Below are 26,591 nucleotides of genomic sequence, written 5' to 3'. Positions count from 1 at the left end.
TGTTTGTTATCTAGCTTGATTGGTTTCATAGTCAACTTTGCAAGAAATTAAGAGCTTTATAATGATTTAGGCGTAAACAAATTATAGCGATTTGGGAGAAAAAACGCTCTCAAAACATGCTTAAGCATGAAATATCCTTTAAATCATGTCAAACTAAATAGCTTTTATATCTATCCTCTTCATTCCTTTAGAAAGGACTGCTTTGAGTAGAAATCTTCCAGCGCTCATCCTGGATGAGATCATAAAGATCTCGGCCCGTGAAAGCTGTCACCCCTACATCTCGTAGCCACGCAGAAAGCCCATAGCGCCAGTAATCACGAGCATAGCAGGTATAGAAGACATCCAAGGGCATGGAAAAAGCTACCCCTTTATCATGATAAACAGAACCATTAATGACATCATGGCCATTAGTATGAGTATACCAAATAGTGATGGTAAGCCCACTCTTAAATTTGCGAGACACCTCCCCGCGGATGCCCCAGTCGTTAGCAAGGAATTTTCCTGCTTTTAATTTAAGGTTTACATTCGCCCATTCCCAATTATAGTAAAGATTCAGAAAATATTGGGAGCCAATAAATTTTTTATGAGTGAGCGTGTAAAAATGAGGGGTAGAGAATTTTAATTGGCGAATTTTATTCGTAAACCAAACACCATTTAATGCACGCTTTCCCACTAAAGCACCTTCTATACCTACCGCCAAGGGCTTATTAAGTGGACAATATAAAAATTCTGTCGCTAAACCGCCATATTCCTCTTCAAAGAGTCCCAAGGCTACTCGGCTATACCACCCTTTACCCATATTCCAATTTTTTTGAAGATATGCCTCATCAACAGTTAATCCTTTTTGTTGGAAATAGCGAATCATGTCTGTACGCACATGGATAAGATGCGAAGGATTCAACCGATCAACGGGAGAAATATGATGAAGATTAGAAAAAATATTCCACCCAAGTAATACACTATAATAAACATCTCCTGCCAAGAAGCCATTAAAACCAGCGTTTAACCCTAGCGAGTACTTCATTTTGCCACGAGAACTACCAAAAAAAGAATGGGTCTTAGGAAGCAGTTCAAAATTAAAGCCAGAACGAGTATTTTTGAACAGCTGTAAATCTTCCCTTGTCGGTGAGAAGGAAAGCTCTGTTTTATGGGTTAATAAATCTAATTCTTGCGCGCCTCTTTTCCCCTCGCCAAATTGCCTGACCCACTTCATATGATAGTGATATTCTTGCACAGGAAAACCTAAGTCCGATTCCACGACTATGTTAACTTTTTCTATATCATTGGGGATCAGCCCAGCTAGAAGATAAGACAGCTGCTCTTGCACATCATATTCCGAACGAAAAAGACGATTGATTAAATGAATCCGCAAAGCTGTTGGGCGACAGACAGAGGTGTTTTGATTAGCAAGCCTAATTTGTAGGATTTCAAAACCTTGCTCTCGAAAAGCATTGATAAGTTCTTGAGCAAGAATAAAAGGAGGCCTTAACTCTCCTATAGGTTCACGGTTAACGGGGGCCTTATAAGGTAGAGGAGTCCCAACTTTAGGAAGAAAACCTTTAGTCGTGCCGAAATTGTAAAAAGTTGACAAGGAAAAAGCTAAAGTGTGCCCTTTGATATAGCTAACAGCCAAATCGTACTGGCCTGCTAATCGATATTTAAGGCCAAAATTTATAGGGCTTTTTTTTACCCTTCCTCGTGGATGCTTTTCTATTTCTGGATCTTTATACGGGGTAGCGTCATACTCTGCAACCAAAGCAAGATTTTTAAGGTAACTTTGCTGACTTTGCCGAAAAGGCATCCACACAATCCCTCCAAACCATTTTTTTAAGCGCTTAGTGCCATATCCTAAGCTTACTTCCAAGTTCTGGTTAAGTAACACTTGGGTAAAGACTATATAATTAGCTATAAAATTTTTAGTCCCCATGAAGTCTTGCAAGCCTACAGCTACACCAGGCAGCTTATAGCCACTCTCTTCAGGAAGTAGGAGAGCAAATTTTAAATTGGCCCCTTTATCGGATAAATCTCCAAAACCAAGCGGCGTTAAAATTGGGTCGGCCACTCCCTTAAAGATCCTATAGCTTCCTGAGACTTCAAGTCTGCTAAATAGTTGAGCTCTTAAGCTAAAGTTTTTATAAGGATGGACATGGGAATATCCTACACCTATCTCACCTGGCTCTCCCATACGTGCTGAGGGCATATTAAAATAACCGCCCTGCTGATAAAAATCATAAGTTACAGGCATCTTTTCAGAAAGCTTACGGTTAACATATTCAATAACGATAAGATCGTTAAAAAGCCTCTCCGCTTGATCTTCAGCGCCCATGCAAATAGAAAATTTTCCTACAAATGGGAGAACACATGCCGAAAAAAATACTAATTTGTAGAAAAAAGATGCTTTTGTCATGAGCCAAGTTAAGCTTTTATAATGAAAAAAAAGAATAATTCTTCATCACAGAAATTGCAAGAGGGAAAGCTGATCACTTTTTTCTCTAGCGCTGTTGCATAAATGGAAAAAAGCATCTGCAGTAAGTTGGCTCTTTAACGCTTGAAAGCTATAAAGTTTAGTCTGCTAGCTCACAAAACTTAAGGCAGATAATGTGCAAAAAAGCTCACCTACCACCTATGCAGTTAGCCCAAGTATAATGCAGCTTTGGTTAAGAGGGAGCATAACTTAATAATCCTAGAGATAGAGTTATTAAAAGAGGGGGGAAATGAAAGCACAGCGAAGATAAGGCCTATCTTAATAACGCTATCCTATGCACGTTGATGGATAATGCTACTAGCATTTACTTCTTCCAAGCTCAACAAGAATTTTTATTGTTATTGATTGCTTTGCTACCGTGGTGGCTGCCCATTCCTTGTTATACCCCTCTCTACAGGCGGGCTAAACTACTTGAGCAAAAACTTGGAGAAGTTAAGTCGTAAGCGTACAAAAGAGATAACCTTCGATTCGCCTAGAGTAAAGGTTTAGGGCGAAGGGGAATGGAAAGCGTACGAGCATGCCAAAACTAAGCGTAGGACATGGAGAAAGATTCACTTAAGCCTGTGCCCAGATACACATAAAATTATTTTTAAGTAAACTGATAAAAAAAGCAGTAAAGTCGATGAACTAATACCCAATATAAATGTATCACAAACTACCAAAAGGTATAAAAACACTTACATAGATGGACGTTATAATAAATAAGCTTCCTACCGATCATTGTACATTCAGGCCATAGATGCTGGAGAGTCCTTCTTAGAAGAGGAAGAAGACTACAAAAAAGAGGCAAATCATCCTTTAAGAGACGAGATTATTAAGCGTATTATAAAAAAGCATCAAATTATTTAAATTTTAAACAAAAATACATTGACTTAAAAAATAAAAAACAAAAATAATAATCAGTTTAATTAAAAAACAACAACAAGTTCTTAACTCCACATGCTGGCAACCATACAAATAGGCTTATTATTTTCCCTTACTAAATTTACTGTTATCTCCATAAGACAGCTGCCCGATGAGCTGCTATTGCCCATCTTTTCTGTAAGCACTCGATCTCCTTAGTAAAGTGGAGTTTGCAACCGCTAATAGTTTATACAAAACGTTCTTTAAACATGATAATCAAGGAGAAAAGATGGTAAATACATTGACAAATGCTGATAGCCATAAAAATGGGATAACTATTTCCCCCAATGATTCTACTATTACATCTATAAAACAACTGCCAAATGAGCTGCTACTGCATATTTTTTCTTTTCTGCAAGCTTTCGACCTCTTAGAAGTTGAACTAACATGCCATCAATGGAAAAATTTGGCCCACGACGAGACTTTATGGAAGGATCTTTGTCGAAAGCATTTTGAAAAATGCTGGGTTGATGAGAAGCCTTACAAAGAGAGCTATTTTGTAGCCCATCGAACAAAGCGTGAACACGAAAAATTAATGGCATTCTTAGGATCTTTAAAAAAGGTGGAGCGAAATTTTGAGTTAGCAAAATATATAGGTCTGCCGTGAGACCTGTAAAACATATGATCAGAATAATAAATTCTTAATCTTATTTTTGAAAGCAAGCCAACCTACAAACAAGAGTAAAGCGGAGTTTGCAACCGCTAATAGTTTATAAAAAACGTTCTTTAAATATGATAATCAAGGAGAGAAAATGGTAAATACATTGACAAATGCTGATAACCATAAAAATGGGACGACTATTTCCCCCAATGATTCTGCTGTTACATCTATAAAACAGCTGCCCGATGAGCTGCTAGTGCATATTTTTTCTTTTTTGCAAGCTTTCGACCTCTTAGAAGTTGAACTGACATGCCATCAATGGAAAAATTTGGCCCACGACGAGACTTTATGGAAAAATTTATATCAAAAGAATTATGAAACAGATTTGCCCGATGAGGGACCCTACAAAGAAAGCTATTTTGCAGCCCATCGAGTAGAGCAAAGAAATAAAAAAATTGATGAAATTTTTCGGTCCTTAAAACATGTGGAGCGAAATTTTGAGTTAGCAAAATACATAGGTCTGCCATGAAATCTGTAAAATGCATGAGGAGAATAATAAATTCTTAATCTTACCTTCAAAGCAAACCACGCTGCAAAGGCAGTGAAGCAAAGTTTGTCGTTGGTAATAATTTAGTAAGCGGTCACGAGGGTTAGCATTGCTTAATGCTTTTGATGCTAAGGCAATAACGTAAAGCAATAAGTGCGGTAAATAGAAAAAACAGCTATTTGCAAGCATTTTTGAATTTACAGATGCCCGCAGGCTCACATCTAAAGCTAGGTATACCCCTTGGCCGCTTACATATTTTATACAAAACGTTCTTTAAATATGATAATCAAGGAGATAAGATGGTAAATACATTGACAAATGCTAATAGTCATAAAAATGGGATAACTATTTCCCCCAATGATTCTACCGTTACATCTATAAAACAGCTGCCCGATGAGCTGCTATTGCATATTTTTTCTTTTTTAAAAGCTTTCGACCTCTTAGAAGTTGAACTAACATGCCATCGATGGAAAAATTTGGCCGAGGACAAAACCTTATGGAAAAACCTATATCAAAAGCATCTTAAAATATATTGGCGTGAGGGGAAATCTAACAAAAAAAGTTATTTTATCACTCTTCACGGAAAGCGTGAATATGAAAAAACCATGGCATTCTTAGGGTCCTTAAAACACGTGGAGAGAAACTTTGAGCTAGGAAGATATATGGGTATAGGTCTGCCATGAAACCTATAAAATACATAATGGAAATAATAAATTCTTAATCTTATTTTTGAAAGCAAGCCAACCTACAAACAAGAGTAAAGTGGAGTTTGCAACCGCTAATAGTTTATACAAAACGTTCTTTAAACATGATAATCAAGGAGAAAAGATGGTAAATACATTGACAAATGCTGATAGCCATAAAAATGGGATAACTATTTCCCCCAATGATTCTACTATTACATCTATAAAACAACTGCCAAATGAGCTGCTACTGCATATTTTTTCTTTTCTGCAAGCTTTCGACCTCTTAGAAGTTGAACTAACATGCCATCAATGGAAAAATTTGGCCCACGACGAGACTTTATGGAAGGATCTTTGTCGAAAGCATTTTGAAAAATGCTGGGTTGATGAGAAGCCTTACAAAGAGAGCTATTTTGTAGCCCATCGAACAAAGCGTGAACACGAAAAATTAATGGCATTCTTAGGGTCCATAAAACATGTGCATAACCTTGAATTAGCAAAATTTATAGGTCTGCCATGAAACCTGTAAAATACATGAAGAGAATAATATATTCTTAATCTTACCTTTAAAAGCAAATTACGCTGCAAAGGCAGTGAAACAGAGTTTGCCGTTGGTAATAATTTAGTAAGCGGTCATGAGGGTTAACATTGCTTAAGCTTTTGATGCTAAGGTACAAATGTAAATTAATAAGAGCAGTAAAGAGAAAAAACAGCTATTTGCAAGCACTTTTGGCTTTATAGATGCCCGATGATCTGCTATTGCATATTTTTTCTTTTTTGCAAGTTTTCGACCTCTTAGAAGTTGAACTGACATGCCATCAATGGAAAATTTAGCCAAAAACAAGGCCTTATGGAAAAACCTATATTAAAAACATTTTGAGATATATTAACCCGATAAGGGACCTTAAGAAAAAAGCTATTTTGCAACCCGCCGATTAAGTCGCCGTATCTTGAATAGTTGAGAGAAAGCATTCTATGATAAAAACTTTTGGAAAAGGCACAAAATAGTTTATACTTCATCTTCCATTCTACTATCTCCATATTTTGCAGCACTCAAGCTTTCCTTTTTCAAAAAAATTATCTAGATAGAGTTTAAACAAGTAAGACAAAAATCTTATCAAAAGTTTACTTTAGTCCCTTCTTTTCCTCTCTTAAAGAGCTTGGCTTTATTTCAATTCGAGCAATCTGTTTATAGTAACAGTTAAAAGTTTAGCCAACATGATGTCATCTTCCATAGCGATATATTTTTTCCTTTCTATCTCTCCCCATATTGCATCAAAACTTCCTTTAAATTGTAAAGCTAAATATTCTCTGTTACCTACTGCTTGTATCTGCTCAATATTTATGTTAAGTGCTTGATAGATGGCATCTTGGCCGCTTTCTGCTGAAGCTTTGCTAGCTTGTATCTCTTCTTTCTGAGATTCTTCAGACTCTGCAGCAGCTACCGAAGAACTAGAGGCATGAGAAATAATCTCTGTGAGGGAGAGATCTTCTGTTTTATTGCTCGCTTGCGATTCCCCCTTATCAGCATCGGATGGTACAGAATCATTCAGCCATTCAGGAGGGACAGGTTGAGTCTGAATGTGCTCTTCTGTTTCAGTAAAAGTATTTAATGAAGGTGCATCCAGGATTATATAGGGAGTTTCTGGTTGTGATAAGCTTTCCCTCACCATTTGAATGCCCTCTTTGATAAAAACCTTTTCTGTTTCGGAAAAAGCATCACTGCCAAAAAGATGAGCCTTGCCTGCAATAACTATAATTTTGTCAGCAGAGCTTAAACTTTGCTGAATATTTTCTACCATTCCCCTATTACGCTCAAGAATCGGTTGTATTGTTATTTCTCTTATCATACTATAAAACGTATCTAAATAAATCTTTAAAGATGTTAAAAAGCTTAAGGAGGCTTCCTTTTGATTGATATGAGATTGAAGTTCTTGTAGATGAATCTTTAAGTCATCTAAATTGCTTTCTACACTTGAACGTAATGATGGATGGTTATTATCTTCTATCCATTCAGGTATCTGCGCAGATGTTAGATTCTTCAAAATATTTCCAATTTCTCTCCTGTTGCTTGTAGAAGAATCAGATAAATAGGCAATAAAGGCATGGCACAACTTTATATGAAGACGACTAACAACTTTATTATAGAAAGACTCTATTACTGCTTTTGAGGCATCTGTATCCCACGATGAGATGTAGATATGCTCCCGATAAGCACTAGGTAATGAGGCTATGTACTCTGCTCTTATGTTTATATCTCCTTCTACTAAAAGCTTAATCTTACCGTTATTTTCACTTAAATATTGAGAAGCTACCGCATTTACAAGCTTGCCTATCTGTTCCGTTGCTTGCCCATGAATTTCGCCAATCATGATGACTTTAGCCTCCATAACTTGAGCCGGGAGAGAATCTGAGGCCTGGCTTTCCTCCGAAAGATTACTTGCTACCGCAGTAAAATTGAGTAGGTGATTGGTTAAATGGTTTCTTGCATTGAAAGAAAGATCTGGTTCCATAATGTTATTCTCCTTGAATGATTATGAATTTAAAGCAGTACCTTTCTTGCAATTCCTGTGCCAAGATGGGAAAACCAACTTGTTTGTTACAAGCAAGAGAAAAAGATAGGGAAGGACGTAAAGATGCTGAGGGATAAATTGCTGAAATGTTAGCGAATTAAGCCACCCTCATAGCTCTAGTCTTAAGGTTGTCATGTTTAAAAAAAGCGATACGTTTATAAACAACTCTTAATTAGACTGATAAAAATCTTTAAGTGAACATAGGCAATCAATGAAATAGGAAAAGAAAAATCTTTTTTTCTAGCCTATTTTTTCTTAGTGATTTTTTTAGACCGTCGAATGATAAAAATACGGAAATTAAATTTAAGGAATGTTTTTTATGTTTTTGAAAGTCAGCAACTTAATATTTAAGTAGGGAATGCATGATCTAGTATTAAAGAAAAATAATTTTGGAGTTAAAAATTATAAGAAAAGAAGCAAAAACTTGTGCCATTAGAAAGCCCGTTTGACCTATTACCTCATCCCCCCTCCAACTCTTTAAAAACAGATCTAGATACTTAAGAATTAAGCTATAGAGGAAGAAATTAGATCATGAAGGTACCCGGCAATCCAGCCCCTAACAACTTTATAATAATTTTTTAAAGAGAGCGTTTGCCTTATATTCCCATTGCTTTTTTGCTGGCAAATGGCACTATTGATTTAAGTTGAAGATAAACGAAAGAACGCTACCAGCATTCCTGGCCTGTCAATTAAAACAATAAGAAGGTAATAGCTTAATAAGATAAAGCAAAAAGGTTGAGAAGCATGAAGGGCATATTTGTGTAGACACTTTAAAGGTATCTATAAACACACCATTTGAGAGCTGACACTAAAAAAGGATGCCGAAAGTTTAATAGCACTGGTAGAAAAATGCTTAGGCCTATTTTCGGTCTTTACAAAGATCTGCGGGGATATAAATTTGTAGCTTGTAGGCAGTTTTACGTTAAGCTAAGACCTCGCTTGCATAGCGTTTTAAGCCCTGATCTATAATCTCTCCCATTTCTATTTTAGAAGGGTCTACAAAGGAGGGTAAAGCAAAATCTTCTCCACAAACCTCTAACAACCCTAAAGATTCTGCTAATTCATAATCTTCTGCCATGACTGCTTTCACTAATAGCATAGTGGGTATAGCTAAAGGTTGAACTTGGTCATAAAGGGTAGAATCAATGAAGGCGCGCTGCTCGCCGTGTTGATTGGTTGTAAAGCTATAGTCTTTCTTAAATCTAGCTAAATGCCCGGAAAGATAGCCTTTGCTAAAAGAATATTTATTTATCCCTAACCTGAAGAAATGAAGAAACTCTCGTGAGTTATTTTCAGGAAATACACAGCAGGTATAATCTTCACTGCCTAAAAAATCGGTTTCTTCTACCTTGCGTCCTGTTAAAGGATCTCCTGAAATCAAACGTTGGCAACCTGGTTGTAGGCGCCCGACTAACAAAGAAGCGATGGGATAGCCTGTTTGCACTTTAAAGTAGCCTGTGCAGCCAGGTAGAATACCGGGACCAGCTATGCTGATGACACGTTTAACATGATAATGACCATGGGCTAAAAAATATCCTAAAGCTACCACCTGCTGAGCATTAACTACCCATACAATATCATCAGCCCTTTTAATAGGGTCTAACGCTTGGATATGCACCGACACATTGCCAATAGGGTGAGGTCCTTCAGCCGTATGTTGCTGAACATTTTGTGCTTCTATAAAAGCTTTACATGTAGAGCCTGCGCGATAAATTAAATGGACCGTGCCTGTAGTTAACTTTGCAAGGGCATTTAAGCCTAGCTGAAATTCATTTTCATAGCCTTGCACTTGCATTTCTGCCGGCGGATTATAAGGAGCTGATTCAATCGCTTTGACAAAAATAGAGCGTGGAGCCTTAAGAGGATCGGCTAAATTATTAAAAGGCCTAACACGAATATTAGAAAAAAAACCTTTCTCTTTCATTAACTCTATAAGGTTTTCTTTAGACATTCCTTCAAGAGGTTTAGCAGGACGCTCGGCAAAAGGCTCGTCTTCACTTACAGTAATTATAATCTCTTGTAAGCTCCTTTTATACCCCCGTCTTATTTCTTTAATAACTCCTGAAGCAGGGGCAACAAACATTCTCCCAGGGCATCCCTTATCTTCTACAAGAGGCTGTCCTATCTTGACAGCTTCGTCTTGTTTAATAAGAAGCTTAAATTTCAGGTCAGCAAAAGGCTTTAAATCAAGAGAAACTGTAGAGGGAGCATTCAAAGAAATTACTTGGCTTGTAGAGGATAAAGAATGCGCATGCTCGTTAGGTTTCCCACTTAGAGGGATATCTAAGCCTTTTGTTATTTTTATATATGCCATGAATGAGTGCCTCAAATAAATATAGCAATTTAATGGAAAATTACTGAAAAGAATAGTTTTTAGCAAGCATTCAAGGAAGCTTAAGAGAATTTCTTAAGGTTAAACACAACTTTATCTCTTGTCACACTCACCTTATTGATCCCTTATTTGCTCTTTACTTTTGATTTAAAAGCAAAAACCTACATGCAGATCCTTACTCTCTTTAATAAACATTCAACGAACTTTAGCCAGTTGCGGAAAAGGAAAAAACCTAAAAAACTCATAAAAAATTTTCCTTTTTGAAAGTTAAATCATGAGTTATAGGTTTAGTAAGTAAGGTGTAGGCTAAAAAATCTAAGCGTTGCTAGGGCTAAAAAGATATTTTACAATGACCGCTAATATAGCTCCTACAAAAATTCCTGGAGCAGAAATAAACAGGGCTATAGTTACCACTCCTAGCACAATTCCCCTCACGATTCCTTGCTCATCAATAAACTCATTAAAGTGGCTAAAAAAATCTTGAATTTCTATGGAGTAATAAAGCCCTGAAATGATCCCTATCAGCATTCCTCCTGAAAATTGCTCAAAGAACAAAAGAATAATGCCTAAAATCATAATAATATAAGCAATGGAATCTTTTGTGTTAGTCTTAGCAAAATCGATCAAACCATGGATTTTCTTCTCTCCGTTCTTAAGATGCTCTGCCTCTACTTCACGGATACTCTCTTGCGATGGATCTTTATTCTCTTCATCAGCGTTCATTTTAACCCCCTTATTCGGTAGTATTATTACTTGCTTGTCAATATAGACCAGCTTTCAGGTAATATTCAATAAAATTATTGACAAAAGAACATGAAATCATAGTTTGCAGCTAAGAAAAATAAAATTTATTGCTTGTAACCCCTTGAAGGCAAATCACTAACAATTTGAGCATTTATTTCTTACTTTCCTAAGGTAGGATGGATAACAAATGTGAGATTAACTTTTATTCATTAAAATTTAATGGAAGACTTCATCTTTATTACCTCAGCCCTCTGCTATTTAAATTTTTCTTATTTTTACACCCTGTCTACAAACAGGTTATTTTTTTAAAGGGCTCAAGGTGTAGTCATAAGTGCTTTGTCGCTATACTCTGCCACTTTTTTTAGCCTGTCTTGCTCTTTTGCGGATTTGTCCTAGGTTACTATAATCTATTGCTACCAAAGGATGATTATCACCCAATAACTTGAGTTTAACGGCTAAGGATTTCTTAGTATAATAAGTTGCCTTTTCCATATTTCCCTGTTGATAATAAATGCCCCCTAAAATGTTATAATTTTTCGCGACACTAAAATGATTTTCATCAAAAAGCTTAAGGTTAATAACTAAAGATTTTTTAGCATACTTAGCTGCCTTGCCTAAATAGCCTTGGGCTTGGTAGATTACTCCTAAGTTAAGGTAACAAATTGCCGTCTGGAGGTGATTTTCCCCGATAAGATTAAGGCTAATGATAAGAGCTTTGTGGCTATATTTTACTGCCTTATCTAATTTGCTTTGGGCATGGTAGAGCTGTGCTAAGTTATTGTAACAAGTTACTAAATGGAGATGATTTTCACCCCATAGCTTAAGGTTAATGCTTAGAGATTTCTTAATGTACTCAGCTGCCTTGTCTAATTTACCCTGCTCTTTGTAGATTGCTCCTAAGTTGCTGTTATCCCTTACTACCAAGAGATGATTTTTACCAAATAGCTTAAGGTTAATAGCAAGAGATTTCTTGATATAGTTCGCTGCTTGCTTTAAATCATGTTGCTCTCGGTAAATTTGTCCCAAATTGGCGTAATCTGCAGCCACAATAGAATGATTTTCACTAAAAAGTTTGAGGTTAATGGCGAGAGCTTTTTTGACATAATAAATTGTATCCTCGATATTTCCTTGTTGATAATGAATAGTTCCTAAAATGTTATAATTTTTCGCAATACTAGGATGGTTTTCACCAAACAGCTTAAGGTTAATAGCTAAAGATTTTCTGGTATTTTCAGCTGCCTTGTCTAATTCACCTTGCTTTTTATAGAGTGCTCCTAAGTTAATGTAACAAATTGCCACCTTGGGATGATTCTCTCCATAAAGCTTAAGGGTAATCGCAACTGCTTTGTTGATGTAATCTGCGGCCTTTTCCAGATTGCCTTGCTCTGTGTGGATTAATGCTAGATTGTTGTAACGAGTTGCCATCTTGGGATGATTCTCTCCATAAAGCTTAAGGGTAATGGCAAGCGCTTTTTTGCTGTACTCTACTCCCTTGTCTAAATTGCCTTGCTCTGTGTGGATTAATGCTAGATTGTTGTAACGAGTTGCCACCTTGGGATGATTTTCTCCATAAAGCTTAAGGGTAATGGCAAGCGCTTTATTGATATAGTCTGCAGCCTTTTCTAAATTGCCTTGGGCTTTGTAAATTGCTCCCAAATTGTTGTAACCAATTGCGACCTTGGGATGATTTTCTCCATAAAGCTTAAGGGTAATGGCAAACGCTTTGTTGATATAATCTACAGACTTTTCTAAATTACCTTGTTCTTGGTAGACTTGTCCTAGGTTGTTGTAACAACTAGCCACTACGAGATGATTTTCTCCATAAAGCTTAAGGGTAATGACAAGAGCCTTGTTGAGATAAGCTGCCGCTTTTTCTAAATCGCCTTGTTCTCGGTAGACTTCTCCTAGGTTGTTGTAACAACTAGCCATCTTGGGATGATTTTCTCCATAAAGCTTAAGGGTAATGGCAAGCGCTTTAGTGCTGTAATCTGCTCCCTTGTCAAAATTGCCTTGCTCTGTGTGGATTAATGCTAGATTGTTATAACGAATTGCCACATTGGGATGATTTTCACCAAAAAGCCTACGGTCAATAGCAAGTGCTTTACTATTATATTCTGCCGCCTTTTCTAAATTACCTTGATCGTAATGAAGTGCTCCTTGGCTGTTGTAATCTCTTGCCACCCTAGGATGGTTTTTACCAAAAACCTTACGGTCAATAGCAAGCGCTTTAGTGCTATACTCAGCCGCTTTATCTAATTTGCCTTGGTCTTGGTAGATTGCTCCTAGGGTGCTATAATCTCTTGCCACCCTAGGATGGTTTTCACCAAAAAGCTTAAGACTAATGATAAGCGCTTTGTTGATGTAATCCGCAGCCTTTTCTAAATTGCCTAGGTCTTGGTAGATTTCCCCTAAGTTGTGGTAATCTCTTGCCACCGTATGATGGTTTTCACCAAATAACTTAAGGTCGATGGTAAGGGCTTTATTGATATAATCTGCAGCCTTTTCTAAATTGCCTTGGCCTTGATAAATCCCCCCTAGGTTGTGGTAATCTCTTGCCACTGTATAATGGTTTTTACCAAAAAACTTAAGGTCGATTCCAAGCGCTTGGTTGATATAATCCACCGCCTTTTCTAATTTGCCTTGGTCTTGGTAGATTTCCCCTAAAGTGAGGTAATCTCTTGCTACCGCAAAATGATTTTCACCAAAAACTTTCAGGTCAATAGCAAGGGCTTTGTTGATATAATCCGCAGCCTTGTCTAAATAGCCTTGGTCTTGGTAGATTTCTCCTAGGGTGTGGTAATCTCTTGCCACCGTAAAATGATTTTCGCCAAAAAGCTTAAGATCAATAGCAAGTGCTTTGCTACTATACTCTGTCGCCTTGCCTAAATTGCCTTGGCCTTGGTAGATAAGCCCTAGGTTATTGTAATCTCTTGCCACTCCAGGATGATTTTCTCCCCAAAGTTTCAGGTCAATAGTAAGCGCTTTGCTGATATAGTTTAATGCCTTATCTAAGCTGCCTTGTTCGTAGTAAATGCTTCCTAGAGCATTTAAAACCTCCGAGTTTTGTGAATTTGTTTTTTTTGCTAGAAGGTAATACTTTTTTGCTTTTTTATGTTGAAATAACCTTCGAAGTATATCCCCTTCTGCCATTGGAGAGGTATCTTTTAAAGCAGAAGATTTAAGTTTTTCTTCATTGCCTGCTAGAAACTCTTTAATAGCTTGATAGAAAGAAATAAAGATGCGGTAAATTTTTCTTATCTTTTTTAAAGCTCCATGATCCAAAGCAAACTGCTTTTCAACAAGATCTTGATCCTCAAAATCAAAGGGCTTAAGGAGAGGATTCATCACCTCTTTTTGCGCCTGATAATGAGAATAAGTTTTAAGACGCATGAATAAGACTAAGCTTATCCAATCTTTTAATCTTTCAGCGGAACCTTTCGTTATAATCTTTAACTCGCTTAGATTATCAATCCTAGTAAAAGTGTCGGAAGCTGCTACTTTTTTAAGAAGAGACAGGCGGTCAAAGGCTAAATGAGGAAACCGATAAAAATCATTTTTAACTTGAAAAAGCATGCCATGTCTGTCTAAATCACCCATTCCTGGATTAAAAGCTATCATATCACCTAACACAAGGTGCTGCTTAGCTAAATACTGGCGCAGATCAAGGTTATCTTGATAATACGTATTCGTATTAAGGATTTCTTGAATTTTTTCATTATAAGCTTTAGTTAATTGAAGATTGCCTAGCAAATGAGTAAAGGTTAGCAGTTCCATAGGAAGATGGGGCTCTTTTTCATGCCACCATTTACCATTTTTATCTTGAGCGATATATTGAGCCATCTTTTCAGGAGTTTGGATAAGTTCAAACGTCTTACCATTTCCTAAAGGAGTTTTACAGCCTTTCCCTTCTACCCCTGCTCCATCGAAAGCAAAGCCTCTTGGCGTAATGCCGTCAAAAAAACCTATGGCTTTTAAGCAAGGAATATTTAAAGCAGGAAGAATAGTTTCTCCTAAGTTGATCACTTGCAAGTGAAGTAGATTTGTCAGATTCTTAAAATACTTCTTATTTACAAGAGTATCTTCTTGTATAAGAAGGCCAAATTCTAGATCGGAATAAGGAGTCATCTCTTCCCTAGCTAGAGAACCGAAGCCTATCATGGCATATTCACAAGGTGCAGGTCCTAGGACATCAATCGCCTGATTGACTAGAAAGCTAAAAAAGCCTTTTATACGCCGCACAACTTCCTGATAAAGCTCTCTTACTTGTTGAGGAGAAGGATTCTCTGGCAGAATTTGTATTTTCTTCTCTATTTCTTCTCTAAAATTTTTCAAGGTGTTACGATTACTTTCAAATTGTCCTCTGTTTACCGCAGGATCGCAAGGTTTACCTTCACATTGTTTAGCAAGTAAATTTTGAGCTTGGGAAAGCCTATTTTTGATAATTTCTTGCCTTTCTCGAGGAGCTAGCCGTAGGGCATAATTGTAAAGCCCTGCTGCTTGTAAAAGAGTTTCTGACATTTCTTTTCTTAAGTAAATATCCCCTAATTTTTCAATGCAAAAGCTTTCTTGGATAAGATCTTGCTCGTGAATAGCAATTTTTAAAGCTTGCGTATAGAATAGCTCCAATTCTTTTATCTTTTCTTCTGATAAAAGGTCATCGATTTCTAAACTTGCCAAATTTTTTTTAAATTCATTTTTAGATTTGAAATTAGAAAGAGGGATATTAGAAAAGTTTCTCAAATTTGAAAAAAGAGTAGAGGCTTGCTTTAAATGTTTCTGTGCATACACAAAGTGACCTCCTAAATCCACAATAAAAATAAACTCTTTAGGCCTTTCTTGTTGAAGGATAGTTTTCCATTCCTGCGATCTATTTTCTTCAAGTAAACCTAAGCCTTGCCCTGAGAAGATAACCCTATCATGAATCCCGCACCTTAACTGTTCTTCATTAACTGTTATCAGCCTAATAGGAATAGACAAAGCCAGAGCTAATCGATCTCCTTCACCTAAGCCGCTTATCCATGCCGCTTTTCTTTTTATTTCTTCAGCTCTTTCGTTGTCTATATGTTTAATAAGCTCGGAGAGTACTTGTCTTAAATAAAAAATTTTATCTTCCCACTCCTCTAATAAAGGAATTTTTCTAGAAAGGCAGGCATAGCTTCCTAAAAAAGCGCTAAAGAAGCAGTCGCCATCACTAGCCACACCTTTTAATTCAAAGCCTTCTTCTTGTAGATAAGCTGCCGCAGCCTTTACTTTTGCTTGTATGGAATCACTAATGATAGTCGTAGAATCTTGCCATAAAAATTTAGCAATTTGAGCTTTATTCCACGGGCAAGAAGAAAGTTTTAAAAGATATTCCTTATCATTGCTGGCTTGCTTTTCTTCTTGGGAGTCAACTTCAAAGCTTGCTGAATAAAGCTTTTTCCATAAATTTGTTTGTTCAACTAATCGCTTCCATTCTTTGCAGACTAAGCTTGCTTGGTATATGTCTTTGCGCCCCAGTTTTTCGAAGATCTCTAAGCTAATCTCGGTATAGGGGCCTAGTTTTCGATGCTGTTCTCTTTTTTCTATTTCCTTAAACGCAGGAAATATAAAGGGGTGGCTAGGTAAATTCTCTAAGTTCATTCTCTTACCTACCTTCTAGTTTTACTTATCTTTCAATACCTAGTTAATATTGGCTTCATTGTTTAATTTTCAAAATAAAAAACCACTTATAAACATAACGCTTATATTTTTTCTCTCTAAAATAAAAAATCTCCCCCCTTTCAACATAACATTCAGGTTATTAAGGACTAAAAAAACTGCTTGCATAAGACAGAGGCGCAAGAATATCCCTTAATAAAAAGGAGAAGAAAACAAAATCAAATTTTACTAAAAAAGAGTAGCTAATAAGATAGGTTTGACAGGCTCCGAACCCTTCAAAAGCTCCAGGCGCTTACTAGAGAAACAGGCGCAAAAAATTTGCACTTAAATTTAGCTTAATTTAAGGTATCTAACCTTTTTCATTAAGGTTATTTATAGCCCTTTCTTTCACTCCTATAACCTACTAAATTTCATAAATCTAATAAAATTTCTCCATCAAAATGAGAGGGATCCGTTATAATTCTTCTTTGGTAACTATAAAGTGTTATATGGAAAAAAAATGGCTTTTTGGCGTTAATGTGGGAATGGCTTTTACAGTTATGGCGCTATTGATAAGTGCTTTAGCCTATCGATGGGCTCGTCCTCTTGAAATTCCTGTCAACACGCTTACTGATATAAAAAGAAATTTACCCCGGAACAGCTATAGCCAACCTCAAGAGGCTTACGATGCGATCAGGCAGTCTATTTTTCAGCTAAAACATTCCCCTATCACCATGCAGCTGCCAGATTTACGCAAGCATCTAATTTACTATGGCACAAATGATCGACCCGATGCAAAAGAAGCTCTTCCTTTGCTTCATTTTGCTTTTAATGGAAACCCTTCGGTTTCCTCAATTTCCCCGGGAGAGAAAATGTATATTTCTTATAATCGCCAGGCAAATCCCTCGCAATACGTGTTCAATCCTGACAATCTCCCGACCCCCCTTTGGCTTCAAGCTACAGCAAACGATCAAGAGGCTAGCATAAAAGTCAATATGATAGATGATAAAGGTCAGATTATTCAGGAACCTTGCTCTTACACTGAGTTTACTTTGCCTAAGAAAGAATATGTGCGTGTGCATGTTCCCTGGGAAATAGGGAAATGGCGCGTTGACGGCAGCTTATTAGCCCGCCAAAAAGCACGATGGTATGGTATTGATCGTTTTTTAGAAGATCATGGAGGCAGCGAGCATAGCCTAAACATGGGTAAGCAAAGGCTTGATTTTGGCGAAGGTGAAGGGGTTTATTCACTGTTTGTTGGCTTAGGGGATGCATTGATATGGAAAGAGGATCAATGGAAACTTGTCAATCCAGGGATGGATTCTTTAGGTTACCCGTTATTAGTTATCAAAAAAATTGATGATCGTTTAATGCAGCTAGAGCTTTGGGATATAGAGGGGCGTTCCAAAATAGCTCTTAATCTTCTAAAATCCTCTGAACCTTGGATGCCTCAGAATGCCTTACAAAACTTTAAATTTTTAGGATCCCATACTCATTCTCAATTTGTTTTTGAAATTAGTAAAAAAAGAATCTTATTAAAGCCTAAAGACTGGTTAATCTTAACCAGTAGCGGATGGAAAAAAATAAGTAAGCCTCAAGAGGTTGATGACTATGTATCCCGCAAATTGGTGGGCATATTATTTATATTTGGGGGTATCGAACGTAAAAATGAGCAACAATTACTAGTAGGAACTCTTTATAATTCGTCGCGCTCGGAAGCTAAGCCCTTGGAGCTTCCTATTAATTCTGCATTTTTAGGTAGGAGAAAAGCAGAAGAAAAGGAAAAAGACCTACCATCCCATAACTCTTTGCCGTCAGACTCTTCCCCTGTGGATCTAAATTCTCCCCCACCTCTCCCTATAATATCTAAAAGATTTGAAACTGAAAAAACTCTGAAACCCTTGAATAGCTATGAAAACAACTAACAATTTCTTTTGCTTTTTCTTATTAAGCATTTTTATTTTCTTAACAAGGGTATTATCACCTTTATGGGGGCAAACAATTGCTGAGAAAAAAGCTAGTTTTACGCAAAACAGTAATGATCTCCATCCAGAGATGCAAGAATATTTAAGGGATATCAATCGTGAGCTAAAAGAGCAACAAAGCCAGCTGCGCAATTTATATGCAGAAGTGGAAAAACTCTATAACATAAATGCTCCTGAAGAGGCTTACCACAAGCTTTTAACTCAGATTAACACCTTACGTCAAAGCATTCAAGATACCCAAAAAGGATGGCAGCAACTGTCGGCTGAAATGGCATCTACAGAAGGTTACTCTTTATGGCATCAACCTGACACTAATATTGGACAACTTGTTATCGACTATGGTTCTCAAAATTATGTTTATTTGCTTTCCCCTGAGATTGCAATGGTAAAATTAAGTGTGGATTCTAATCTCCCTATTCCCCGGGCCTCGTGGGATGAAATGTTGGAATTAATTCTTGTACAAAACGGCATAGGTTTTAAACAGCTGAATGCTTACCTGCGCCAACTCTATTTTCTTAAGCAAGATAAATCGAATTTAAAGATGATCACTAATAAGCGAGAAGATTTAGACCTTCTACCTGCAGAAGCGCGTGTTCTTTTTATGCTTTCCCCTGAAGTTGCCGAAATTAAACGTGTTTGGCATTTTTTAGATAAATTTATCAACCCTACCACTACCGTTCTACAGCTGATTGGTCGAGATATTTTAGTGGTAGCGCCTAAGATAGATCTTCAAGAACTGCTCAAGCTCTATGACTTTATCTCTGCCAACCGGGGAGATAAAGAATACAAGCTCATTCCTTTAAAACGTATTGCGGCTGAAGAGATGAGTAAAGTTCTCTCCGCAGTTTTCGATCAACTCTCGGGAACCTCTCCTTCCTTGGGAAAAATTTCTGAAAGAAATGAAAAAATATCAGCTCATTTAGATCTTTCACAGGTAGCCAACAACTTTTCCTCAGAATATAACAGCTCGACGGTAGAAGCTAACAGCCTGCGTATTATTCCTCTTAGCAACTCGGCTCCTGCCCTTTTTCTTTATGGAACAAATGAAGAGATTAAAAGAGCGGAAAAAATTATTTGCGAAGTAGAAAGCCATATGGGAGGAGTTAGCGAAAAAGTCATCCATTGGTACACTACACGCCATTCTGACCCTCTTAAATTGGCCGATATGCTTCTCAAAGTCTATGCTTTGATGGTTCAGCAACGTCCCGGCATGCGCACTGATAATCAAGCTTTCTCTGAATCATCTTCTCCTGAGCTTGCTGCCTCCTCGAATGGAAAAAAAGAATTAAATAACGGCTCTCCTTTCAATGCTTTTGAGGGAGGCTACTATTTAAATGACCGTTACATCGTTAATCCGGATCCTTACGAGGAAAGCAACCGTGCTATCGATCCCAATGAGGGCCGTACCAACTTTATAGTGGATCCAAAAACAGGAGCCATTGTCATGGTAGTAGAAGCTGAGCTTCTTCCCAAGCTTAAGGAATTGATTAGAAAATTAGACATTCCTAAAAAAATGGTACAGATCGAAATTCTTCTTTTTGAAAAAAGAATTAGCAATCAGGATAATATTGGCTTAAATTTATTAAAGATTGGCTCGGATGCTTTAAATGCTCATGCAACTGGCTTAGACTATAACGTCAACTTTTTCCAACCTCTCGTTAATAAAGTCTTGCCTGATAATAGAGGCATTACCACCTTTTTTATGAATCGGAAAAAATCAAGTAGGATTCCTGCCTATGATGCAGTGTATCAATTTTTAATTTCCCAAGAAGATATATCCATCAACGCCAGCCCTTCAGTATTGACTTTAAATCAAACGCAAGCCCATATCGCCATCGAAGATGAGATTACTGTTAATACAGGAGTTATCATTACTCCTGTCACTAACACCACTGCCCTTAACAATACCTTCGCTCGTGCACGTTACGGGATTAGAATTGACATCACTCCTATCATCCATACGAGCCACGAAGGATTAGGGGGAGAGCCTAATAGCAATTTTGACGATCATGAAGAGGAAGGCGATTCTATTACTCTTCAAACAGATCTGGTCTTTGAAACAATTAATGGTGGCCTTAATCCCTCGCAGCCTGATGTAACTAGGCGAGTGATTAACAATGAAGTTCGCATCCCTGATGGCCAAACGGTTATTTTAGGGGGATTAAGAAGAAAAATTACCGATGATGCTAAAGATTCTATTCCTTTTTTAGGAGAAATTCCTGGTCTAGGCAAGCTTTTTAGCTCAACTGCAATGACGGATAATAGTGTGGAGATGTTTATCTGTATTACTCCCAAAATTGTTGCCGACCCTAAAGAAGATCTTGAGCTTTATCGCTATCGCGAGCTCACACGCCGTCCAGGAGATATTCCTTCTTTCTTGTATGCCCTTGAAGAAGCAAAAAATGCTGAAAAAGATCGCTTATTACGAGGCACGGTACAGCTTCTCTTTGGAAGAGAACAAGAGCGCTGCGAGCCTTTACCTTTGGGAGAATATGACGGAAGATAAATATATAACCTCAGGCCAAATGCATTCAAAAAAAGAAGCGCCCAAGCAAAATGATGACCATAATCGCCATCTTGCTCTTCAATTTGGCATGGTTATTTATAATGATCTTTCCTCCTTTCGTATCTCTAAAGAACTAATTAAAAAAATCCCTTATACTTTTGCTAAGAAAAATTTTATCCTTCCTCTTCAAGAAGATAAAGAGAGGGTGTTAGTTGTTATAGCAGATCCCTTACACCTTGAAGCTTTGGAAGAACTCCGTTTTATTCTCAACAAGACAATCAAAGCCGCTTATTGCCCTAAAGATGTGATTCTTGCTTCGATCAACGATTGCTATAATTTAGAACATGGCGAAGCTTCAGAGATGCTCGCTCACCTCACGCGCGGTGATGAACGGGTAGAAGCTGAAATTGAAATATATGACCTTCTAGACAATAGCCAGCATCAAGCCCCTATCGTCAAAGTTATCAACTTAATTTTAACAGAAGCTATCCAACAAGGCGCCTCTGATATCCATTTTGAGCCTTCTGAAAATGGTTTACGCGTAAGATATCGCATCGATGGAGTCTTACAAGCTCGTCATAGTCCTGCTCCTGATCAGCAAGCTCAGCTGCTCACACGTATAAAGGTGATGTCTAGACTCGACATTGCTGAGCATAGGCTACCTCAGGACGGACGCCTCAAGCTAAAGATGGGACGCCGCGAGATTGATTTTCGCGTCAGCACAGTTCCTGTATCTGGCGGAGAGCGTATTGTCATGCGTATTCTTGATAAAGGCAATGTCATTTTAGGGCTAGATAAAATTGGCATGCCCCCTAATTGCTATAAGGACTTCAGAAAATTAATCGCCGTGCCCGAAGGCATTATACTTGTGACCGGGCCTACCGGAAGTGGTAAAACCACAACATTATATAGCGCTATTTGCGAGATGTATAATGATGAAACCAATATCATGACGATTGAAGATCCCGTAGAGTATAATTTGAAAGGGATCGCTCAAATAGGAGTCCATCCAAAAATCAAGTTAGATTTTGCTACAGGCTTACGGCATATCTTAAGGCAAGACCCAGACATCATTATGATTGGCGAAATCCGCGATAAAGAAACCGCAGAGATTGCTATTCAAGCTTCTCTTACCGGCCATCTTGTATTGAGTACCCTTCATACCAATGATGCTCCCTCTGCCATCACCCGTCTTGTCGATATGGGCATCGAGCCCTATTTGCTCTCCTCTTGTATTATTGGCGTACTAGCCCAACGTCTTGTACGCAAAATATGTCCTCATTGCAAAACTTTTTATACTCCTACAGATCAAGAAATACAAAATATAGGCTTAAAAAAAGAAGATTTATCGGAAGGATATCTTTTCCATGGTACAGGCTGCCAGGCATGCTATGGTTCAGGATATAAAGGACGCCACGGTATTTATGAATTAATGCTTGTCAACCATGCCATCAAGCAGCAAATCGTTAAAAGCCCTGACGCGGTAGAGCTGCGAAGAGTGGCTTTACATGCAGGCATGATGAGTCTATTAAGTCATGGCAGCCTTCTAACTAAGCAAGGGATTACCACTGTTGCTGAAGTTTTACGGACCACGCGTGGCGTTGAGGAGGGCTAAGACTTTATGCCCCTGTATAGCTATGAAGCTCTTGACCCGTTGGGTAAAAAACGCACCGGATTAATTGAAGCGCAAACTGAAAAAGAAGCTAAGGAAAAACTGCGCAGCCAAGGCACCATGCTAAAAAAGCTTGCCTTGCGTACAACCATTTCTAAAAAGCAAAACCTCAAAGGTGATGTTCTTTTAGCTTTTACTTTACAGCTTTCTCAGCTAGTCAGTGCAGGAGTCCCTCTCTATGAAAGCTTATTAGCCTTAGAAGAGCAATACCGTACAGATTCCTGCCATCGGGTAGTCTTAAGCCTTTGCGAACAGATCAAAGCTGGTCAATCGCTTTCACAAAGCATGGGCAACTTCCCTGATAGTTTTGATCAACTTTATTGTTCCATGATCACGGCAGGCGAAGCTGTAGGAGCTTTAGATATAGTCCTCGATAAACTTAGTCAATTATTGCAAAAGCAAAATAAATTAAAGAAGCAAATCATTACCGCGATGGTCTACCCTGCTATTCTTGCTGCATTTTCATTTTTAATCATTCTTATGCTGCTAGGGTTTGTTGTTCCTTCAATTGAGGGCATCTTTGTCGATCGCCAATTAAATGGTTTTACCGAATTTGTACTGGGAATGAGCCGAGGGTTCAGGAGTTACTGGTGGATTGCTCTACCTTCAGCCCTAGCGGGGATTATCTATCTTGTTCACTTCTTACGGAGCCTCCATGGTAGGCTCTGGCTTGAACGTAACATGATCAAATTTCCCTTGCTTAAAACGCTTATTATTCAAACCTGTGTAGCACGCTTTTGCCGCACCATGGGAACTTTGCAACAAGGAGGGCTGCCCGTCATCAACTCTTTGCGCATTTCGCGTGAGGTGATGCATAATGTTGTGTTAGAAGAAGAGGTAAAAAAGGCTGAAGCAAAGATTATTGAAGGAAGTTCTCTAAGTGCTGAACTGATGCATTCTCGTTACATTCCTAAGCTAGTTCCTCGCATGCTAGCAGTAGGTGAAGAATCAGGCAATGCGACTGCGATGTTTAATAAGGTAGCAGATATATATGAAAATGAGATAGAAAAGTCACTAGAGCGAGTAATGGCGCTTGCACAACCTGTAATATTAATTGTGATGGGAACCATTATTGGCGTCGTGCTACTAGCTATTTTGCTCCCCTTAACAGACGTAAGTTCATTGACTATGTAATTGCATCCTATGGAGGTTTCATGAAATTCTATGTGTTAAAAAAAAGATATATTACTCTAATCGAAATTATGATTGTGATGTTTTTGATTGCCTTAATAGCAGGGGTCATTACTTACAACTACCGAGGGAGCTTAGATGAGGGCAAAGCTTTTAAAACGCGAGCGGCAATGGACAAAATTGAAACAATTTTAAATTTGAGTGCCGCTGAAGATCCTGCTTTGTTAGATCACTTAGATTCTGAATGGAAGAAAGTAATCATTGCTTCTCCCCTAGTAAAAAATCCTGACGATCTGATCAAAGATGGCTGGGGGTACGAATTTAGAGTGACTTCTGAAAATAATGCCATCCATGTCTCCTCGGATAAATATAACGAATATAAAAGAAGCCATGCGACCTTATTCAAAAAGTAAGCGAGTCAAAAAGCGTTTCATCACCCTTTTAGAGCTGCTAATGGTGATGGCAATCTTAGCGCTCACGTTGGGAGTAATAGGCTTTAATGTTCATAAAGCTTTACGGGAACAGCGTTTTAAGACCGAAACAGACCTGGTCGTAGATTACTTAAGGCTGGCTCAAAACTTAATGTTGATCATGAATGCTGATGTGCATGTTATTTTTGAAAGCGCTCAAAATAGCCAAGCTAACCTCATGCGCCTTAAAGTAGAGGGCAATCTAGATGATAAGCTATTAGAGCTTGTGATAAATAAAGAAAAACCCTTGCATTCTATTCAATTGATTGAATTTCATGATGAAAATAGAACCCAGCATGAATCCAATAAAATAGATGTTAAGTTTTTCTCTAAAGGCTCAGTCATGAGCAAAGGAGTCATGCGACTGGCCTCTCATCAACAAAGCAATACGCCAGGCACATTAGAAAGATTTATTTACTTGCCTGGCTATCCTCAGCCAATCGTTAGTACGCTTACTAACAGTCCCGACCTCACCTCTAAGGAAAAGCAAAACGCCGATTTTGAGATAAAACTCATCAATGCCACCGTGCAAGAGATCCAAGAGAAAAGATTAGCCAAAAGTGATAGCTTATGATTCCCGTTAGGTCTACAGAAAATATTCTAACAATCTTCGCCCTTTGATGAAGGCAAATTCAACACGGGGGAAGATAGCCTAAAAGTTATTCTAGCAGGTTGAGTAATACGGTTTAAAAAAACTCCGTCTACATATCCAATCCTCTAAAAGCTGTCTTTTTACTTAACACAAGGGATTTTATGAAGTACGGGGCTGCATAAGAAGTAGCTCAAAAAGGTATAACAAGATCTTATAAGATAATTTTTAAAGCTAATCAGATGGCGTCCCCTAGGGCTTAAAAGTTACGAAAAAAACTATTTTTGCCTAGCGTGTGTTAAATAAACCTCTAAGAAGAGACCTAGTAGGTTATTGCAGAATGTTGTTACCGGGGGATGACCTCTTCCATATAGACGGTAGGAGAGTTCTAAAGCTTTACTCATATGCTTAAATGCCTTATTAAAATTGCCTTGTTGTTGATAGGCCTCTCCTAAATTACTATAACAAATTGCCAGTGTAGAGTGATTTTCACCAAAATGCTTAAGGTTAATAGCTAAAGCTTTCTTAAGATATTCAGTTGCCTTGCCTAAATTGCCTTGGTCTTGGTAGATTTGTCCTAAGTTATTGTAATCTCTTGCCACTCGAGGATGATTTTCCCCAAAAAGCTTAACGCTAATGGTAAGCGCTTTGTTGCTATACTCAGCTGCCTTGTCTAAATTGCCTCGGCCTTTGCAAGTTTGCCCGAGGTTGTTGTAAATGATTGCTATATTAGAATGATTTTCACCGAAAAGCTTAAGGTTAATGGCAAGCGCTTTGCTGAGATACTCATTCGCCTTGTCTAAATAGCCTTGTTCTTTGTAGATTGCTCCTAGATTGCTGTAATTTGTTGCCACCATGGAATGATTTTCACCAAAAAGCTTAAGGTTAAGGGCAAGCGCTTTGTTGAAATACTCTGCCGCCTTGTCTAAATTGCTTTGCTCTTGGTAGATTGCTCCTAGATTGTTGTAATTTGTTGCTACCTGAGAATGATTTTCTCCAAAAAGCTTAACGCTAATGGTAAGCGCTTTGTTGCTATACTCAGCTGCCTTGTCTAAATGGCCTTGCTCTTTGTAGATTTGTCCCAGGTTGTTATAATCGCTTGCAACCTTGGGATGATTTTCACCAAAATGATTAAGATTAATAGCAAGCGCTTTATTACCATAATCTGCCGCCTTGTCTAAATGGCCTTGGGCCTGGTAGATTGCTCCTAGGTTGCCATAATCGCTTGCAACCTTGGGATGATTTTCTCCAAAAAGCTTAAAGCCAATAGCAAGCGCTTTATTACTGTACTTTTCCGCTTTGTTTAAATTGCCTTGATCACGGTAGAGTGCCCCTAAATTACTGTAGTATCTTGCTACCGTGGGATGGTTTTCTCCAAAACGCTTAAGATCAATGGCAAGCGCTTTAGTGCTATACTCTGCCGTCTTATCTAAATTGAGTTGGGCTTGGTAAATTGCTCCTAGGTTGCTGTAGTCAATTGCTACCAACGGATGATTTTTACCAAAAAGCTTAAGATCTATGTCGAGCGCTTTATTGCTACACTCTTCCGCTTTATCTAAGCTGCCTTGGTCGTGGTAGATTGCTGCCAGGTTGCTGTAGCGAATTGCCACGGTGGGATGATTTACACCAAAGAGCTTAAGGTCAATGGTAAGCGCTTTGTGAATATATTTTATTTGTCCTAGACAGTACTTGACCTGACAAACATGAGTTACCTGGCAGGTACTATTTCTGTCAGTTGTAACTTATCTAAC

Annotated in this window: 18 protein-coding genes; 12 read left to right on the top strand and 6 right to left on the bottom strand. The window is 38.0% G+C overall.

Annotated features, from left to right (window positions below; genetic code table 11):
- Nucleotides 1–187 precede the first annotated feature (187 nt).
- Nucleotides 188–2,326, bottom strand: a complete 2,139-nt coding sequence (locus NEOC95_RS00500; RefSeq protein ID WP_166156330.1) for a YjbH domain-containing protein — start codon at nucleotides 2,324–2,326, stop codon at nucleotides 188–190.
- A 443-nt stretch (nucleotides 2,327–2,769) separates the two neighbouring features.
- Here NEOC95_RS00500 and NEOC95_RS00495 point away from each other — a divergent pair, with 443 nt between their 5' ends.
- From NEOC95_RS00495 to NEOC95_RS09655, 6 genes are all read left to right on the top strand, one after another.
- Nucleotides 2,770–2,928 carry a hypothetical protein gene (locus NEOC95_RS00495; protein ID WP_213150964.1) on the top strand — a complete coding sequence of 53 codons (159 nt, stop codon included), beginning with the start codon at nucleotides 2,770–2,772 and terminating at the stop codon, nucleotides 2,926–2,928.
- Between the two features lie 689 nt (nucleotides 2,929–3,617).
- Nucleotides 3,618–3,995 (top strand): F-box protein, encoded by a 378-nt coding sequence (locus NEOC95_RS00490; protein ID WP_166156332.1) that lies wholly within the window; start codon nucleotides 3,618–3,620, stop codon nucleotides 3,993–3,995.
- Between the two features lie 145 nt (nucleotides 3,996–4,140).
- On the top strand, nucleotides 4,141–4,518 hold the full coding sequence (locus NEOC95_RS00485) for an F-box protein (protein WP_166156335.1): 378 nt from the start codon (nucleotides 4,141–4,143) through the stop codon (nucleotides 4,516–4,518).
- A 317-nt stretch (nucleotides 4,519–4,835) separates the two neighbouring features.
- Nucleotides 4,836–5,219: an F-box protein gene (locus NEOC95_RS00480; protein ID WP_166156338.1), complete on the top strand. Its 384-nt coding sequence runs from the start codon at nucleotides 4,836–4,838 to the stop codon at nucleotides 5,217–5,219.
- A 145-nt stretch (nucleotides 5,220–5,364) separates the two neighbouring features.
- The gene (locus NEOC95_RS00475) at nucleotides 5,365–5,739 is read left to right on the top strand and encodes an F-box protein (protein WP_166156341.1); all 375 of its coding nucleotides are present in this window, start codon (nucleotides 5,365–5,367) and stop codon (nucleotides 5,737–5,739) included.
- Nucleotides 5,740–5,960: 221 nt separating this feature from the next.
- Nucleotides 5,961–6,053: an F-box-like domain-containing protein gene (locus NEOC95_RS09655; RefSeq protein ID WP_166156344.1), complete on the top strand. Its 93-nt coding sequence runs from the start codon at nucleotides 5,961–5,963 to the stop codon at nucleotides 6,051–6,053.
- 332 nt (nucleotides 6,054–6,385) lie between these two features.
- Here the strand turns inward: NEOC95_RS09655 and NEOC95_RS00465 are convergent, their stop codons facing one another.
- The 4 genes from NEOC95_RS00465 to NEOC95_RS00450 all read right to left on the bottom strand — a co-directional run bounded on the left by NEOC95_RS00465 (nucleotide 6,386) and on the right by NEOC95_RS00450 (nucleotide 16,490).
- Nucleotides 6,386–7,732, bottom strand: a complete 1,347-nt coding sequence (locus NEOC95_RS00465) for a hypothetical protein (RefSeq protein WP_166156347.1) — start codon at nucleotides 7,730–7,732, stop codon at nucleotides 6,386–6,388.
- 982 nt (nucleotides 7,733–8,714) lie between these two features.
- On the bottom strand, nucleotides 8,715–10,106 hold the full coding sequence (locus tag NEOC95_RS00460; protein ID WP_166156350.1) for a Na(+)-translocating NADH-quinone reductase subunit A: 1,392 nt from the start codon (nucleotides 10,104–10,106) through the stop codon (nucleotides 8,715–8,717).
- Between the two features lie 333 nt (nucleotides 10,107–10,439).
- A complete protein-coding gene (locus NEOC95_RS00455) occupies nucleotides 10,440–10,847 on the bottom strand; it encodes a hypothetical protein (protein WP_166156353.1) in 408 nt (135 codons plus the stop codon).
- A gap of 363 nt (nucleotides 10,848–11,210) precedes the next feature.
- Nucleotides 11,211–16,490, bottom strand: a complete 5,280-nt coding sequence (locus tag NEOC95_RS00450; RefSeq protein WP_166156356.1) for a tetratricopeptide repeat protein — start codon at nucleotides 16,488–16,490, stop codon at nucleotides 11,211–11,213.
- A 506-nt stretch (nucleotides 16,491–16,996) separates the two neighbouring features.
- Between NEOC95_RS00450 and NEOC95_RS00445 the strand changes: the two genes are divergently transcribed.
- The 6 genes from NEOC95_RS00445 (at nucleotide 16,997) to NEOC95_RS00420 (ending at nucleotide 24,825) form a co-directional block, all read left to right on the top strand.
- Nucleotides 16,997–18,412, top strand: a complete 1,416-nt coding sequence (locus tag NEOC95_RS00445; protein WP_166156359.1) for a hypothetical protein — start codon at nucleotides 16,997–16,999, stop codon at nucleotides 18,410–18,412.
- Nucleotides 18,399–20,978: a type II secretion system protein GspD gene (locus tag NEOC95_RS00440; protein ID WP_166156362.1), complete on the top strand. Its 2,580-nt coding sequence runs from the start codon at nucleotides 18,399–18,401 to the stop codon at nucleotides 20,976–20,978. Before NEOC95_RS00445 ends, NEOC95_RS00440 begins: the two co-directional genes overlap by 14 nt.
- Before the next feature lie 88 nt (nucleotides 20,979–21,066).
- Nucleotides 21,067–22,593: a type II secretion system ATPase GspE gene (gene gspE / locus NEOC95_RS00435; RefSeq protein WP_502710254.1), complete on the top strand. Its 1,527-nt coding sequence runs from the start codon at nucleotides 21,067–21,069 to the stop codon at nucleotides 22,591–22,593.
- 6 nt (nucleotides 22,594–22,599) lie between these two features.
- Entirely contained in the window at nucleotides 22,600–23,784 is a 1,185-nt protein-coding gene (locus NEOC95_RS00430) for a type II secretion system F family protein (RefSeq protein WP_213150963.1), read from the top strand.
- Between the two features lie 20 nt (nucleotides 23,785–23,804).
- Entirely contained in the window at nucleotides 23,805–24,194 is a 390-nt protein-coding gene (locus tag NEOC95_RS00425; protein WP_213150962.1) for a type II secretion system protein, read from the top strand.
- Nucleotides 24,172–24,825, top strand: a complete 654-nt coding sequence (locus NEOC95_RS00420; protein WP_213150961.1) for a pilus assembly FimT family protein — start codon at nucleotides 24,172–24,174, stop codon at nucleotides 24,823–24,825. Before NEOC95_RS00425 ends, NEOC95_RS00420 begins: the two co-directional genes overlap by 23 nt.
- 293 nt (nucleotides 24,826–25,118) lie before the next feature.
- Here the strand turns inward: NEOC95_RS00420 and NEOC95_RS00415 are convergent, their stop codons facing one another.
- Complete coding sequence (locus NEOC95_RS00415) at nucleotides 25,119–26,504, bottom strand: tetratricopeptide repeat protein (protein WP_349305235.1); 1,386 nt, start codon at nucleotides 26,502–26,504, stop codon at nucleotides 25,119–25,121.
- Between the last annotated feature and the right edge of the window lie 87 nt (nucleotides 26,505–26,591).

Origin of the sequence: Neochlamydia sp. AcF95, from assembly GCF_018342455.1 — a bacterium.
In the GTDB taxonomy this organism is placed as follows: Bacteria; Chlamydiota; Chlamydiia; order Chlamydiales; family Parachlamydiaceae; genus Neochlamydia.
This window is presented reverse-complemented; position numbering and strand designations above follow the sequence as displayed.

What these genes read in the sequence shown, in the direction of transcription:
- NEOC95_RS00500 (WP_166156330.1), bottom strand. Translation starts at nt 2,326, where the DNA reads ATGGGCGCTGAAGATCAAGCGGAGAGGCTTTTTAACGATCTTATCGTT.
- NEOC95_RS00495 (WP_213150964.1), top strand. Translation starts at nt 2,770, where the DNA reads ATGGATAATGCTACTAGCATTTACTTCTTCCAAGCTCAACAAGAATTT.
- NEOC95_RS00490 (WP_166156332.1), top strand. Translation starts at nt 3,618, where the DNA reads ATGGTAAATACATTGACAAATGCTGATAGCCATAAAAATGGGATAACT.
- NEOC95_RS00485 (WP_166156335.1), top strand. Translation starts at nt 4,141, where the DNA reads ATGGTAAATACATTGACAAATGCTGATAACCATAAAAATGGGACGACT.
- NEOC95_RS00480 (WP_166156338.1), top strand. Translation starts at nt 4,836, where the DNA reads ATGGTAAATACATTGACAAATGCTAATAGTCATAAAAATGGGATAACT.
- NEOC95_RS00475 (WP_166156341.1), top strand. Translation starts at nt 5,365, where the DNA reads ATGGTAAATACATTGACAAATGCTGATAGCCATAAAAATGGGATAACT.
- NEOC95_RS09655 (WP_166156344.1), top strand. Translation starts at nt 5,961, where the DNA reads ATGCCCGATGATCTGCTATTGCATATTTTTTCTTTTTTGCAAGTTTTC.
- NEOC95_RS00465 (WP_166156347.1), bottom strand. Translation starts at nt 7,732, where the DNA reads ATGGAACCAGATCTTTCTTTCAATGCAAGAAACCATTTAACCAATCAC.
- NEOC95_RS00460 (WP_166156350.1), bottom strand. Translation starts at nt 10,106, where the DNA reads ATGGCATATATAAAAATAACAAAAGGCTTAGATATCCCTCTAAGTGGG.
- NEOC95_RS00455 (WP_166156353.1), bottom strand. Translation starts at nt 10,847, where the DNA reads ATGAACGCTGATGAAGAGAATAAAGATCCATCGCAAGAGAGTATCCGT.
- NEOC95_RS00450 (WP_166156356.1), bottom strand. Translation starts at nt 16,490, where the DNA reads ATGAACTTAGAGAATTTACCTAGCCACCCCTTTATATTTCCTGCGTTT.
- NEOC95_RS00445 (WP_166156359.1), top strand. Translation starts at nt 16,997, where the DNA reads ATGGAAAAAAAATGGCTTTTTGGCGTTAATGTGGGAATGGCTTTTACA.
- NEOC95_RS00440 (WP_166156362.1), top strand. Translation starts at nt 18,399, where the DNA reads ATGAAAACAACTAACAATTTCTTTTGCTTTTTCTTATTAAGCATTTTT.
- gspE (WP_502710254.1), top strand. Translation starts at nt 21,067, where the DNA reads ATGGTTATTTATAATGATCTTTCCTCCTTTCGTATCTCTAAAGAACTA.
- NEOC95_RS00430 (WP_213150963.1), top strand. Translation starts at nt 22,600, where the DNA reads ATGCCCCTGTATAGCTATGAAGCTCTTGACCCGTTGGGTAAAAAACGC.
- NEOC95_RS00425 (WP_213150962.1), top strand. Translation starts at nt 23,805, where the DNA reads ATGAAATTCTATGTGTTAAAAAAAAGATATATTACTCTAATCGAAATT.
- NEOC95_RS00420 (WP_213150961.1), top strand. Translation starts at nt 24,172, where the DNA reads ATGCGACCTTATTCAAAAAGTAAGCGAGTCAAAAAGCGTTTCATCACC.